The 12,453-nt window shown below is 67.1% G+C and carries 14 protein-coding genes and 1 pseudogene; 7 read left to right on the forward strand and 8 right to left on the reverse strand.

Annotated elements, in window-relative coordinates:
* A partial coding sequence (locus ACFQEU_RS06175) for an amidohydrolase (RefSeq protein WP_379780320.1) occupies positions 1 to 1,057 on the reverse strand: 1,057 nt, incomplete at its 3' end.
* A gap of 184 nt (positions 1,058 to 1,241) precedes the next feature.
* On the opposite strand from ACFQEU_RS06175, the gene ACFQEU_RS06180 reads away from it, so the two are divergent.
* Positions 1,242 to 2,435, forward strand: coding sequence for an LEA/WHy family protein (locus ACFQEU_RS06180; protein WP_379780322.1), 1,194 nt, complete (start codon positions 1,242 to 1,244; stop codon positions 2,433 to 2,435).
* A gap of 68 nt (positions 2,436 to 2,503) precedes the next feature.
* Positions 2,504 to 2,881 (forward strand): dihydroneopterin aldolase family protein, encoded by a 378-nt coding sequence (locus tag ACFQEU_RS06185; protein WP_379780324.1) that lies wholly within the window; start codon positions 2,504 to 2,506, stop codon positions 2,879 to 2,881.
* A 25-nt stretch (positions 2,882 to 2,906) separates the two neighbouring features.
* Here the strand turns inward: ACFQEU_RS06185 and ACFQEU_RS06190 are convergent, their stop codons facing one another.
* Positions 2,907 to 4,529 (reverse strand): GTPBP1 family GTP-binding protein, encoded by a 1,623-nt coding sequence (locus ACFQEU_RS06190; protein WP_379780326.1) that lies wholly within the window; start codon positions 4,527 to 4,529, stop codon positions 2,907 to 2,909.
* A gap of 176 nt (positions 4,530 to 4,705) precedes the next feature.
* Here ACFQEU_RS06190 and ACFQEU_RS06195 point away from each other — a divergent pair, with 176 nt between their 5' ends.
* Positions 4,706 to 4,849 (forward strand): hypothetical protein, encoded by a 144-nt coding sequence (locus ACFQEU_RS06195; protein ID WP_379780328.1) that lies wholly within the window; start codon positions 4,706 to 4,708, stop codon positions 4,847 to 4,849.
* 305 nt (positions 4,850 to 5,154) lie between these two features.
* On the opposite strand, the gene ACFQEU_RS06200 is transcribed toward ACFQEU_RS06195, so the two are convergent.
* From ACFQEU_RS06200 to ACFQEU_RS06215, 4 genes are all read right to left on the reverse strand, one after another.
* Positions 5,155 to 5,523 carry a rhodanese-like domain-containing protein gene (locus ACFQEU_RS06200; protein WP_379780330.1) on the reverse strand — a complete coding sequence of 123 codons (369 nt, stop codon included), beginning with the start codon at positions 5,521 to 5,523 and terminating at the stop codon, positions 5,155 to 5,157.
* Between the two features lie 123 nt (positions 5,524 to 5,646).
* Positions 5,647 to 6,234, reverse strand: a complete 588-nt coding sequence (locus tag ACFQEU_RS06205; protein ID WP_379780332.1) for a magnesium transporter — start codon at positions 6,232 to 6,234, stop codon at positions 5,647 to 5,649.
* Positions 6,234 to 6,803, reverse strand: a complete 570-nt coding sequence (locus tag ACFQEU_RS06210) for a magnesium transporter (protein WP_379780334.1) — start codon at positions 6,801 to 6,803, stop codon at positions 6,234 to 6,236. The genes ACFQEU_RS06205 and ACFQEU_RS06210 overlap by 1 nt, the downstream gene beginning before the upstream one ends.
* Before the next feature lie 61 nt (positions 6,804 to 6,864).
* Positions 6,865 to 7,407, reverse strand: coding sequence for an NADPH-dependent FMN reductase (locus tag ACFQEU_RS06215; RefSeq protein WP_379780336.1), 543 nt, complete (start codon positions 7,405 to 7,407; stop codon positions 6,865 to 6,867).
* Positions 7,408 to 7,520: 113 nt separating this feature from the next.
* Between ACFQEU_RS06215 and ACFQEU_RS06220 the strand changes: the two genes are divergently transcribed.
* From ACFQEU_RS06220 to ACFQEU_RS06230, 3 genes are all read left to right on the forward strand, one after another.
* On the forward strand, positions 7,521 to 8,900 hold the full coding sequence (locus ACFQEU_RS06220; protein WP_379780338.1) for a phosphoglucomutase/phosphomannomutase family protein: 1,380 nt from the start codon (positions 7,521 to 7,523) through the stop codon (positions 8,898 to 8,900).
* A 197-nt stretch (positions 8,901 to 9,097) separates the two neighbouring features.
* The gene (locus tag ACFQEU_RS06225) at positions 9,098 to 9,367 is read left to right on the forward strand and encodes a hypothetical protein (protein WP_379780340.1); all 270 of its coding nucleotides are present in this window, start codon (positions 9,098 to 9,100) and stop codon (positions 9,365 to 9,367) included.
* 93 nt (positions 9,368 to 9,460) lie between these two features.
* Positions 9,461 to 10,204, forward strand: a complete 744-nt coding sequence (locus ACFQEU_RS06230; RefSeq protein ID WP_379780342.1) for a DNA polymerase sliding clamp — start codon at positions 9,461 to 9,463, stop codon at positions 10,202 to 10,204.
* A 70-nt stretch (positions 10,205 to 10,274) separates the two neighbouring features.
* Here the strand turns inward: ACFQEU_RS06230 and ACFQEU_RS06235 are convergent, their stop codons facing one another.
* On the reverse strand, positions 10,275 to 11,576 hold the full coding sequence (locus tag ACFQEU_RS06235; protein WP_379780344.1) for an O-acetylhomoserine aminocarboxypropyltransferase/cysteine synthase family protein: 1,302 nt from the start codon (positions 11,574 to 11,576) through the stop codon (positions 10,275 to 10,277).
* Positions 11,577 to 11,872: 296 nt separating this feature from the next.
* Positions 11,873 to 12,058, reverse strand: coding sequence for a hypothetical protein (locus ACFQEU_RS06240; protein ID WP_379780346.1), 186 nt, complete (start codon positions 12,056 to 12,058; stop codon positions 11,873 to 11,875).
* On the opposite strand from ACFQEU_RS06240, the pseudogene ACFQEU_RS06245 reads away from it, so the two are divergent.
* Positions 11,984 to 12,453: pseudogene (locus ACFQEU_RS06245) on the forward strand (SPFH domain-containing protein); the annotation flags it as partial. The gene ACFQEU_RS06240 and the pseudogene ACFQEU_RS06245 sit on opposite strands and share 75 nt — an antisense overlap.

Genomic DNA, 12,453 nt, shown 5'->3' on the forward strand with positions numbered 1-12,453 from the left:
CGAGCGCGTCCGCGCCCGCCGCGGTCGCCATCTCCACGACCGCCTCAGCGGGCACCGCGCTCGCGTCCTCGGCGGCGAGCTTACCGATCATGGCGGCGTCGCGCATCTCGTCGAACAGGTCGAGGTCGTTGTTCGAGGCCGCACCGTCGGTACCGAGCGCGACCGTGACCCCCGCCTCGCGAAGGCGTTGGACGGGGGCCATCCCGCTCGCGAGCTTCATGTTCGAGGCCGGACAGTGGACGACGGCCGCCCCCGACTCGGCCAGCAGGTCGATCTCCGTGTCGTCGACGTGGACGCCGTGTGCGAGGAAGGTCGAGTCGTCGAGCGCGCCGAGGTCGTCCGCGTACGCCAACGGGCGCTCGCCCTGCTCCGCGACGATCGGGTCGACCTCGTCGAGGGTCTCGTTGGCGTGGAGGTGAACTGGAACACCGGCCTCGCGGGCGTCCGCGATCCCCGCACGGAGGTGATCCTCGCCCACGGTCGTCAGCGAGTGGGGCATGAACGCGGTACGGATACGCCCGTCGGCCGCGCCGTCCAGCTCCGCGGCGACCCGAAGGCTCTCCGCTACGTCGGCGGCCGCCGCCTCCTCGTCTTTCCCGACCGTGACGACGCCGTGTCCGAGACGAGCGCGCAGGCCCGCGCGGTCGACGACGTCGGCCACGCGGTCCATCGCGAAGTACATGTCGGCGAACGCGGTCGTTCCCGACCGGATCATCTCGACGACGCCGAGCGCCGCCCCCGCCTCGACGTCGTCCGGGGAGAACGCGCCCTCGACCGGCCAGATGTCCTCTCTGAGCCACGTGTCGAGCGGTTTGTCGTCGGCGTACCCCCGCAGGAGCGTCATCGCGACGTGGGTGTGCGCGTTGACGAGCCCGGGGATCACGAGCGACCCCTCGGCGTCGAGCGTCTCGGCCGCCGCACCGGCCGCGTCGGCGACCTCGTCGGGGGAACCGACCGCACGTATCGTTCCCGCATCGCGGTCGATCAGGACGTCCGCCCGCTCCACGCGGCCGTCGGGGCACAGGACCCGGCCGCCGGTGACACACAAGGAGTTCATACGGTTCGATCCCGGCACGCCCACCAAACACCTTCGGTTCGATCCCGACACAGCCGCCAAACGCCTTCGGTTCGATCCCGTGTCGAACAGCCCCGACGCGGCGTGGGCGTCGTGAGTGTCGGTTCCAGCGTCCTGTTAGCGATCCAAGCAACACGGTTTTTAGATGCGACCGAAACACACGGGTATGAATTTCGGCAGCGTCGGGTCCGCGCTCGTCGCGAGTAAGCTCCGAGTCGCGCTCGTCGGCCTCCTCGTCGTCGGCGCGGCCGTCGGTGGCGCGCTCGCGCTCGGCGTTCTCGGTGCGCCGAGCGTCATGGCCGTCGACAACACGTTCGGCGACGTGACGGAGGAGACAACGGTTATCAAGACGGATCTCGTCGTCTCGAACCCGAACCCGATCGGCGTCGGTCTCGACGGCGTCTCGGTGAACTATACGGTGTCGATGAACGGGATCGAGATGGCTCACGGCGAGCGCGAAGGCGTCAGCGTCGCGAGCGGGAACTCGACGATCGACCTCGAAACGGCGCTCGAAAACGAGGCGATCCCGCCGTGGTGGACCAGCCACGTCCGGAACGACGAGCGGACCGTCGTCGCGATCGACGCGACGGTCTCCTCGGAGCTGCTCGGACGGAGCGCATCGTTCGAGCGCGAACACGAGATAGAGACGGACGTGATCGGCGCGTTCGACTCCGAGGAGACCCGCCCGGTGAACGCCGACAGCCCGCTGACGAGCGACCCCGTCCTCTACATCAACGAGACCCGTGGCGAGTGGGGGGCGGTCACCGACGACGAGATGCCGATCGACATGGCGTTCGTGGTGTACAACCCGAACCTCGAACCGTACGTGATCACGGAGCTCGGCTACGACGTCACGATGAACGACGTCGAGATGGGGTCAGGCGCGACCGAACGGGAGTACGTCATCCCCTCGCATAGCACGGAAACCGTCGCACTGACGACCGTTCTCGATACACCGCGGCTCGACGATTGGTGGGTGACACACCTCGACGAGGAGATCAACGGACACCAAGTGAGCGACCTCCGGATCGAGTTCTACGCCGTGATCGAGCTCCCGACAGGCGACGAGCTCACGGTCCCGCTGGACGAGCTCACCTACGAGGAGACCATCGAGACCGATGTCTTCGACGAGGGAGGCGAGGTCGGCGAAGCGGCCGAGTCGGGTGGCGACGGAGAAGCGGACGACGAAGGGACCGATGACGGCGATGGAAGCGACGACGACACGGGAAACGACGACGACAGCACTGACGGAAGCGACGACGACACCGACGGAAACGACGACGACAGCACCGACGGAAGCGACGACGACACGGGAGACGATGACGACGATGACGACGGCGGCCTACTCGCGATGACGTGACCTCGACCGCGACGCCCCCACGCCGGTCGTCTCCGAACCTTCTTACGCCGACGACACCCCGATTCGGTATGGCAACCGATGCACAGCAGGCGTGTTTCGAGGCCGGGATCAAGTTCGGCTCGCTGTACCACCAGTTCGCGGGGACGCCGGTGAGCCCGTCCAGCACGCGGAGCCTGGAGACCGCGATGGCGGAGGCGATCGAGAACCAGCCGTTCTGTGAGTCGGTGACCGTCGAGATCCACGACGACCGCGTCGCGGACGCGATCGACCACGAGAACGGGTACACGGAGCTCACGGGATCGCTGATGGACGTCGAGATGCGGATCGACCACGAGGGCGTCGTCGTCGACACGCGGATGACGATGCGGGACGGCTACCCGCTGATGGAGCTGGTGTCGGTCGACGCGGACGGGTCAGCGGGTGCGGACGGGTCGGGAGGGCGGTGAAACACCTCGAGACGGAGCTATTCCATCACTCCACGTCGCGGACGGTGCCGACCCCCTTGCTCGACCCCTCGCGGAAGACGAACCGTTGACCCTCCTCCACCAGGTACGGGCGGAACTTGAACCGGAGGCGGGCGCGACCGGTGTCGCCGGGGAGCAGTCGTCCCTCGTCGGGATCGAACACCGCGGCCTCCGAGAGCGTCTCGAGGTGGACCACCGGCTCGTATCCCGCCTGAATGCGCGTGGGGTGGTTGAGCACCATCACCTCGGCGTCGAACTCCCGGACCGGCGTGGGGTCGGCGTCACGCGGGACGAGCGCCATCCCGCGTTCGATCTCGGCCTCGTCGACCCCTTTGAGCGCGATGCCGACGATCCGGCCGGCAGTCGCCTTGTCGACTCGGTGGTAGTGCATCTCGATCGAGCGGACTTCCACCTCGCGGAACGAGCCGTCGGCCATCGGCCCCAACAGGAGCTCGTCGCCGACTTCGACCGTCCCGGAGTTGACCGTTCCGGAGGCGACCGCGCCGACACCCGTCACCTTGTAGCTGCGGTCGATGTACATCCGGAACGTCTCGCGTTCGGGGGTCGCCCGCTTCGGGAGCGACTCGAACAGGCGGTCGAGCGTGTCGATCCCCTCGCCGCTCACCGCGCTGGTCCGCAGGAGTGGAACGACGCCGTCGCCGACCTCCGCGACCGCGACGTCGACGCCGTAGCGGTCGACTAACAGCGGGGTCTGGCCGGCGTCACGCAGGGTCGACTCCACCTCGCGTTCGACCGCCGCGAGCCGCTCGTCCGAGACCGCGTCCGCCTTCGTGATCGCGACGATGGTCGGCAGCTCCGTCGCGAGCAGGATCCCGAGGTGCTCTCGGGTCGTCTCCGTCGGCCCGTCGTCGGCGGCGACGACGAGCAGCCCGTAGTCCAGCTTCTGGCCGACGAGCCCGCGGATCGTCGTCCGGAGCCACGGCTCGTGGCCGACCGTGTCGACGAACGAGACGAGCCGGTCGGCCTCCTCGACGATCCGCGCCCGATCCGACTTCCGATGCGGGTTGTCCATCCGGACCGGCTCGTCGGCGTCGTCCGCGAACCCGTACACCGCGTACGAGAGGTCCGCGGAGAGGCCGCGTTCGACCTCGTGGGGCTGGACGTCGAGGAATCCGCGAGTCCCGCCCTGGCCGTCGTCGGCGCGACCGGTGACGAGCGTGCCGACGAGCGTCGACTTGCCGTGGTCGACGTGGCCGGCCGTGCCGATCACGAGGTGGTCGTCGTCCGTCTCGAACATCCCTCCTTCGCGGACGGTGGCGAGGCCGACGAGTCCCGCGTCGTCGCCGTTGCCGTCCGCGCCCGCGCTCCACGTCTCCACGTCGGCGATGTGGGCGTCCGCCTCCTCGGCCAAAAGCGAGAGGACGTCCATCGTCTCAGAGAACGACTCCGGGGCGACACCGGCCAGCCCGCCGTCGTCGGTGACGCCGAGGACGTAGGTCGCCTCGCCGTCGCCGGAGAGGACGCGGTGGCGCAGCTGGGCGACGAGCGACTCCATACGGCCGTCCGCCAGGTGTACCTCGCGAGTGAGTCGCTCTTTGAACTCGATCGCGCCGCCGTCGCGTTCGCCGCGCTCGATGGCCCGCCGTAACGCGGACCGGTCAGCGCTCATACCCGTTTGTACGCGACAGCCGGGCTTAACGGTTTTCGTGGTAGCACCCCCCACGTGTACGGACCGCTGTGGGGCCGCAAGCCGGGGCGGGAGCGAACCAGTTTCGCTCCGCGGATTTCCGTCTCTGGTCTCATATATAACCGAACAGATATCCCAATACGGACCTGACACAGCGTATGGTTCCCCTCCTCGTTCCCGGCGGTTGGTTCGGATCACTGATCCTGATCCTCGGAGTGTTCATGATCGTGGCTTCGTTTTATATTCTTTATAAGCTGGTGCAGGGTTTCGAAGCGTTCGCAGACGGCTGGAGGAAAAGTTAGCCAGCAGCGCCGTGGATTGGGGACTGAAACCACGGAATACGCCTGAACGGAACGTCAACGGATCAGGGGGTTCTTTTATACACAGTTACGAAGACGGTGGCGCGCCGGTTCGCGTCTTATAAAGCGCGAACCGACCGCGAGGGCCGCGACGAGCGCTGAAACCGCGAGTCGCAAGGCTGGGGAGGTGTGAGGTGCGGTGCTGTGCGGGGCGGGACAGGGCGACTTAAACGGGAATACGGCGGCTTCGTCGCCGACGACTGGAACGTTAGAGAGCTTCACCGCGCCGGCAACTGCTCATAAACCAATCACCGAAGTTTCCACCACAGCGACCGGATCTTGTACCCCAGCGACCCCGTTTGATACCCGTTCCAGCCGCTCATCCCGCCGGCGAGCGTCGTCGCGTCATACCCCTGTTCGTCGAGGAAGCGCGTCGCCCGCTTCGCGACGATCCCCATCTTACACACCACGACAACCGCCTCGTCGTCCGGGATCTCACCGAGACGCTTCCGGAGCCCGGAGTCGTCCCCGCGTTGGAGGCCGGTGTACACGGGAACGTTGTGGCTCCCCTCGATAGCGTCCGCGGCGTAGTCGTCTTCCGGACGGATGTCGAGGAGGAACGGCCGGTCGCCGGCGTCGAGACGCTCGTCGAGCTCGTCGGGACGGATCCTACTCATCACACGTATATTGTAGTATACATACAAAACCGTGGCGTTTCGTCCGGGAGCGCGAGGGGTCGGAGCCGAACCGGATCGAACCGCGGCAACGGGAAGAACCGACGCTCGGACCTCAACGCCGGATCAGATCGCCGGCAGCCACCACGCCGAGACCCCGATGAATATCACCATCCCGAACACGTCGACGACGTTCGTCACGATGGGGATCGTCGTATCGTCCGGGTCGATCCCGAGCCGATAGGAGCCGTACGTCGCCGCGAAGCTGAACACGACCGCGATCACCGCCACCGACATACCGCTTATAAGCGAGATGACGAGCAGGTCGGCGAGGGCGAGCGCCTCGATCGCGCCGATGACCTGACCGATCGCCCACGCCCCGATCGCGAGGGCGGTGAAGATCGTCACCGCGAGCCCGAACACGGCCCCGACGTTGGCCCACAACACCCGATCGCGGACGTCGAAATCGGTCGTCCCGAGATGCATCCGCGTCGAGAGCCGCGAGCTGAGGATCGCGCCGAGGTTCCCGCCCATATCGACCATCGTGGGGACCATCACCGCGAGCAGCCCGTATCGCTCGAGCAGCTCCTCGGCGTCCTCGAGCGTGATCCCCGCCCAGAGGACGATGACGGAGAGGACGACCAGAAGCGGGAAGGTGTTGGTCACGATCTGTCGCGTCTCCCACGATCCGAGCGATCCGCTTGGAACCACCATCAGAGGATCACCTCGACGACCGCGACGGCGAGAAAGAGGAACGCCATTCCGAACACGTCACCCAGCGTGGTGACGATCGGCCCGACGAGGTTGTCGGGGTCGTAGCCCGCCTTGTACCCGGTGAAGATGAGCAGAAGGAGCCCGAATATCAACACGACGGACGTGAGCACGCCGGCGATGAGCATGATCCCGACCAGTTCGCCGAGCGCCGCTGATTCGCGCCCGAGGAGCGCCAGTGCGCCCCAGGAGATGAAGCCGATGACGATCGAGATGCCGATCCCGTTGATGAAAGAGGCGAGCACGGCGTTCACGAGCCGTTCGTTCCGCTCGAACCGCGGCTCGATCAACCCCTGATGGAGGCCGCTGGCGATCCGGCCGCCGAGCGCGCCGTACACGTTCCCGCGCGTCGCGAGAAAGACGGGGACCATCACGAGCAGCCCGGGGAAGCGTTCGACGCTCTCGAGCATTCCCTCGAGAACGAGCCCGGCGAACAGGCCGCCGGCCAGTGCGATACCCAGAACCGGGAGTGTCTCGCGGTAGATCGACCAGAAATCGCGGCGGACACTCATGGGAGCAACTGATCGAATTTTCGCTTAAAAGTACCGGAAGTGACGACCGTTCCCGAGCGTCTCACCCATGTGTCTCTGGAAGCCGTTCGGCGTGTTCGAGGACCATCCGTCCGAGCCGTTCGGTGCGGTCCCGTAGGGAGTCGTCGTGAAACGTCCCGTCGTCGGCGATGGCCGAGGACGCGCCGCGGATCCCGACTTCGTGGGGGACGACCCAGGCGTGAACGTTCCGGAACGTCGACCGGAGGTGTTCGAGCGTCCCGCCGTAGGAGCCGCCGCCGGCGGTCGTCAGGAGGCCGACCGCCGTGTACTCGTACTCCTCGGAGCCACAGAAGTCGTGGAAGTTCTTGAACGTCGACGAGTAGGAGCCGCGATACACCGGCGAGCCCGCGATCACGCCGTCCGCCTCACGAACGAGCCGCGTCAACCGTTCGCTCTCGCCCTGTTCGTCCTCGTCGGGGTGGTATAAGGGGAGGTCGACGGCCCCGAGGTCGATGAGCGCCGTCTCCGCACCGGCCTCGGCGGCCGCGTCCAGCGCGACCCGAAGCGCGGCCCGCGTCGTGCTGTTCGCCCGCCGGCTGCCGGAGATCGCAACGATCCGCGTCATACCCGATTCTCGTGTGGGGCTGACAAAAGCGCGGCGAGTTCCTGCTCGGGGAGTTCCATCAGATATCGACGATGACACCGCCCATTATGGTTCCAGCCGTAGAGGGTGCGCGTATGGACCGGATCTCCTTCGGGACCGACGGCTGGCGAGCAACGCTCGACACGTTCACCGACGACCGCGTTCGGATCGTCGGCCAGGCGGTCGCGGACCACCTCGACGCCGCCGGCCACGACGACCCAGTCGCTGTCGGCTACGACGCGCGTGAGACGAGCGAGGGGTTCGCCGAGAGCCTCGCCGAGGTGCTCGCCGGCAACGGGTTCGACGTGCTTCTCCCCGAACGCGACGTACCGACCCCCGTGATCGCTTACGGGATCGTTAACGAGGGCCTCTCCGGAGCGTGTATGGTGACGGCCTCACACAACCCGCCGGAGTACAACGGCGTGAAGTTCATTCCGAGCGACGGCGCACCGGCGCTCCCGGCAGTGACGGAGGACATCGTCGACCGCCTCGCGGAGCCCGACCTGCGCCCCGAGGCGGAGCGAGGGGTGATCCGACGACACGATTTCGTTTCCGCACACGCCGCGGCCGCTCGCGAGCTCGTCGACGCCGACCTCGACGGACTCACCGTGGCGTACGACGCGATGCACGGCAGCGGCCGCGGCGTCACCGACGCCCTCCTCGAGTCGGCTGGCGCGGAGGTCCGGCGGCTCCGCTGTGACCGCGATCCCACCTTCGGCGGGGAGTCACCAGAACCGAGCGCGGAACACCTGAGCGAGCTCGAAGCCCTCGTCACTGACCCCGACAACGGGATCGACCTCGGCGTCGCCAACGACGGCGATGCCGACCGGATCGCGGTGGTGACGCCCGATCGCGGCGTACTCGACGCTAACCTGTTTTATGCCGCCTGCTACGACCGGCTGTTGGAGACCGACAGCGGCCCCGCGGTTCGGACCGTCTCGACGACGTTCCTCGTCGACCGGATCGCGGAGGCACACGGTCAGGAGGTGTTCGAGACGCCGGTGGGCTTCAAGTGGGTCGCCGAGGCGATGGGGGAACACGACGCGCTGTTCGGCGGCGAGGAGTCCGGCGGGTTCTCGATCCGCGGACACGTCCGCGAGAAGGACGGCGTGTTGATGTCGCTGCTCGCGGCCGACGCGACGACCGCGGAACCGTTCGACGCGCGCGTCGACCGGTTGCTCGACGAACACGGCCACATCGCGGCCGGAAAGGTGTCGATCGACTGTCCGGACGACCGGAAGGCGGGCGTGCTCGACGAGCTCGAGGACCACATCCCGGAGTCGGTCGACGGGCACGCGGTCGCGAAGGTCGTCACCCTCGACGGGTTCAAGCTCCTCTTGGAGAACGGGTCGTGGCTGCTCGTCCGCCCGTCCGGGACGGAACCGAAGCTCCGAGTGTACGCGGAAGCCGACGCCGACGAGCGCGTCGAGTCGCTGTTGGTCGAGGGGCGTGAGCTCGTCGAACCGCTGGTCTGAGACGCGCCGGATCGACACTACCGGATCGACACCGCCGGATCGACGCTGTCGAGTGACGACCGGCGCGGCTGTCGGGGTCGTCGAAGTCGTCCAAAAACGCGTCGAGTACGTTTTACTTTCACCCTGCGTCTGACTCGATTATATACGACGTACGTGCGTAGCCGACGTCGTGGTCGGGCGGCGGCCACGTGGTGACCATGATTCACGACCCAGGACGGCCGTCGAAGCGGCCGTGCCCTCCGAAAGACACGAACGAGAACGACCGGAACACGGACGGCGACGAGGTCGACAGCGACGAGGACGACGGCGAGCGTGGCGGGGCCGACATCGACCGCGACCACGAGGACGGCGGCGCTAACGACGATGACGACGAGTCCTGTCCGGATCGGCGGACCGCGTGGCTTCGACTCGCTAGGGCGGTCCTGCTCGTGATCGTCGCGGTGGCCCGGCTCGTCCGGGCGCTGTGAGCGTCGCGCCGGCGTCGATCAAGTATTCGTCGCCGGTCACCTCGGCATCCGATTGGGTGCCTTTTTAGGGGATACCGCCCTAGCCGAACGTATATGTTCAAGGCCATCGTGAGCGCGTCGACGCTACAGGACGCGCTCGATTCGGTGAGCGTGCTGGTCGACGAGTGTAAGATCCGCCTGAACGAGGAGGCGCTCTCGATCCGCGCCGTCGACCCCGCCAACGTCGGCATGGTCGATCTCACCCTCGAAGCCGCCGCGTTCGAGTCGTACGACGCCGACGGCGGCGTCATCGGCGTCAACCTCGCCCGGCTCGAGGACATCGCCGGCATGGCTAACTCCGGTGACCTGATCCACCTCGAACTGGACGAGGAGACCCGCAAGCTGCATATCGAGACGGACGGCCTCTCGTACACCCTCGCGCTCATCGACCCCGACTCGATCCGCCAGGAGCCCGACATCCCGGATCTCGACCTCCCCGCAGAGATCGTCGTCGAGGGCGCACAGCTCGACCGCGGGGTCAAAGCCGCGGACATGGTCTCGGATCATATCCGCCTCCGCGTCGACGAGACCGACGAGGCGTTCTTCATCGAGGCCGAGGGCGACACCGACGACGTCGACCTCGAACTGACCCGCGAGGACCTCATCGCGCTCACACCCGGCGCGGCGGACTCGCTTTTCAGCCTCGACTACCTCAAGGACATGAACAAGGCGATCCCGGGCGACGCCGAGGTCACGATCGAGCTCGGCGAGGAGTTCCCGGTCAAGCTCCACTACAGCTTCGGCGAGGGGCTCGGCCAAGTGACGTACATGCTCGCGCCGCGCATCCAGAGCGACTGAACCCCGGACGACGCCCCCGTGAGGGACGCGCTCTAGCGTCCCCGGACGACTCGGACGCGTTCTTCGACACCTACTCCGTCGCCGCCTCGATCGCGGCTTCCAGATCCGCCACGACGTCCGCCGGGTCCTCGATCCCGACCGAGAGCCGTACCATGTCGCCGGTGACGCCGGCAGCCTCCTGTTCCGCCTCCGTCAGCTGCTGGTGGGTCGTCGAGGCGGGGTGGATAACGAGCGTTTTCGCGTCGCCGACGTTGGCGAGCAGCGAGGCGAGCTCCGCGTTCTCGACCGTCCCCTTGGCGGCCTCGTAGCCACCCTCCAGCCCGAACGTGATCATGCCGCCGTAGCCGCCATCGAGGTACTCACTGGCTTCCGCGTGTGTCTCGTGGCTCTCCAGTCCGGGGTAGTTCACCCAGGCGACGTCGGCGTGCTCGTCGAGGTACTCCGCGACGATCGCGGCGTTCTCACAGTGACGGTCCATCCGGAGGGGGAGCGACTCCGTCTGCTGGAGCGTGTTCCACGCGTCGAACGGCGACTGCTGATCGCCCAAGTCGCGCAGGCCGCGGGTGACCGCCGCGAAGGTGAACGCCGCGTCGCCGAACGCCTCGACGAAGTTGATCCCGTGGTATGCGGGATTGTCCTGTGCGATCTCCGGGAACTTCTCGGGGTACTCTCCCCACGGGAAGGAACCGCCGTCGACGAGAACGCCACCGACGGTCGTGCCGTTGCCGGTGAGCCACTTCGTCGTGGACTCCCAGACGAGGTCCGCGCCGTGATCGAGCGGCCGGCACAGATACGGAGTGGCGAACGTGTTGTCGACGAACAGCGGGACACCGTGGTCGTGGGCGATATCGGCGATCCGCTGGATGTCGGGCGTGACGAGGGCCGGGTTCCCGATCGTTTCGAGGTGGACGTAGGCGGTGTCCTCGTCGATGGCGTCGGCGTACCCCTCGTAGTCGAGCGGGTCGACGAACCGCGTCGAGATCCCGCGCCGCTCGACGGTGTGGGTCAGGTACGTGTAGGTGCCGCCGTACAGGGCGGACGAGGAGACGATGTTGTCGCCCGCGCTCGCGAGCATGAACGTCGCCAGGTCGAAGGAGGCCATCCCAGACGAGGTGGCGACCGCGCCCACCCCGTTCTCTAGGGAGGCGATCCGCTCCTCCAAGGCCGCGTTCGTCGGGTTCATGATCCGGGAGTAGACGTTGCCCGCCTCCTCGAGGGCGAACAACCGTGCGGCGTGTTCGGCGTCCTCGAACTCGTAGGAAGTGGTCTGGTAGATCGGCGTCGCCCGAGCACCGGTCGCCGGGTCCGGGCTCGATCCGGCGTGGACGCTTCGCGTGTCGAACTCGTGGGACGTCTCGCTCTCGTCAGTCATACGTTGGCCTCCGCGCGCCGACGGGTTAAATCCGCCCGCCATCGACAGACGCTGCCGAAGGCTCGGACACGTGTGCAGACGTCGACCCGACACGGGGCGAACACTGACGGACGCGGAACGCGGCATCCGGGCGGGCGGCGGATAGCGCAAGCCGCCTGAGCAGGCGAACTCGTGCGAACTGTTAACGTCGTTGAACCGTAACTCCGTGTATGGGAACACGAGGTCCGCAAGACGACCCTCCGGAGCTCGGGGATCTGGCCGGCGAGATCCCGGACGCCGTCTGGCAGTACACGGCACTAGCCGTGGCGCTGCTCGTCGGCGTCGTCGTGTTGAGCCAGAATCTCTTCCTCGGCGTCGGGGTGTTGGCGATCCTGCTCGCGCTGGTCACGCTCGCGAGCGCGGTCGAGATCGTCGACGCCTATGACAAGGAGGCGCTCACCGTCTTCGGCGAGTATCGGGAGCTGTTGGAGCCGGGCGTCCATCTCGTTCCGCCGTTCGTGTCGCGGACGTACGCGTTCGATATGCGGACACAGACGCTGGACGTGCCGCGACAAGAGGCGATCACGCGGGACAACTCGCCGGTGGCGACATGGAACTCGACGAAACGCTCTCCCAGCGCGACCGGATCAACTCGAAGATCCGCCGCGAGCTGGACGAGCCGACCGACGAGTGGGGGATCCGCGTGGAAGCCGTCGAGGTTCGCGAGGTCAACCCCTCCCAAGAGGTTCAGCGGGCGATGGAGCAGCAGACGTCGGCGGAGCGTCGTCGTCGGGCGATGATACTCGAAGCGCAGGGGGAACGCCGCTCGGCGGTCGAGCAGGCCGAGGGTGACAAGCAGTCGAACATCATCCGCGCACAGGGTGAAAAGCAGTCGCAG

It is taken from the genome of Halorubrum tibetense (genome assembly GCF_042661865.1).
GTDB classification, from domain to species: Archaea; Halobacteriota; Halobacteria; order Halobacteriales; family Haloferacaceae; genus Halorubrum; species Halorubrum tibetense.

Excerpts from the sequence above, each read along its gene's own strand:
- ACFQEU_RS06230 (WP_379780342.1), top strand. The coding sequence starts at position 9,461 with ATGTTCAAGGCCATCGTGAGCGCGTCGACGCTACAGGACGCGCTCGAT.
- ACFQEU_RS06190 (WP_379780326.1), bottom strand. The coding sequence starts at position 4,529 with ATGAGCGCTGACCGGTCCGCGTTACGGCGGGCCATCGAGCGCGGCGAA.
- ACFQEU_RS06215 (WP_379780336.1), bottom strand. The coding sequence starts at position 7,407 with ATGACGCGGATCGTTGCGATCTCCGGCAGCCGGCGGGCGAACAGCACG.
- ACFQEU_RS06235 (WP_379780344.1), bottom strand. The coding sequence starts at position 11,576 with ATGACTGACGAGAGCGAGACGTCCCACGAGTTCGACACGCGAAGCGTC.
- ACFQEU_RS06195 (WP_379780328.1), top strand. The coding sequence starts at position 4,706 with ATGGTTCCCCTCCTCGTTCCCGGCGGTTGGTTCGGATCACTGATCCTG.
- ACFQEU_RS06225 (WP_379780340.1), top strand. The coding sequence starts at position 9,098 with ATGATTCACGACCCAGGACGGCCGTCGAAGCGGCCGTGCCCTCCGAAA.
- ACFQEU_RS06200 (WP_379780330.1), bottom strand. The coding sequence starts at position 5,523 with ATGAGTAGGATCCGTCCCGACGAGCTCGACGAGCGTCTCGACGCCGGC.
- ACFQEU_RS06210 (WP_379780334.1), bottom strand. The coding sequence starts at position 6,803 with ATGAGTGTCCGCCGCGATTTCTGGTCGATCTACCGCGAGACACTCCCG.
- ACFQEU_RS06205 (WP_379780332.1), bottom strand. The coding sequence starts at position 6,234 with ATGGTGGTTCCAAGCGGATCGCTCGGATCGTGGGAGACGCGACAGATC.
- ACFQEU_RS06220 (WP_379780338.1), top strand. The coding sequence starts at position 7,521 with ATGGACCGGATCTCCTTCGGGACCGACGGCTGGCGAGCAACGCTCGAC.
- ACFQEU_RS06180 (WP_379780322.1), top strand. The coding sequence starts at position 1,242 with ATGAATTTCGGCAGCGTCGGGTCCGCGCTCGTCGCGAGTAAGCTCCGA.
- ACFQEU_RS06185 (WP_379780324.1), top strand. The coding sequence starts at position 2,504 with ATGGCAACCGATGCACAGCAGGCGTGTTTCGAGGCCGGGATCAAGTTC.
- ACFQEU_RS06240 (WP_379780346.1), bottom strand. The coding sequence starts at position 12,058 with ATGGACGCCCGGCTCCAACAGCTCCCGATACTCGCCGAAGACGGTGAG.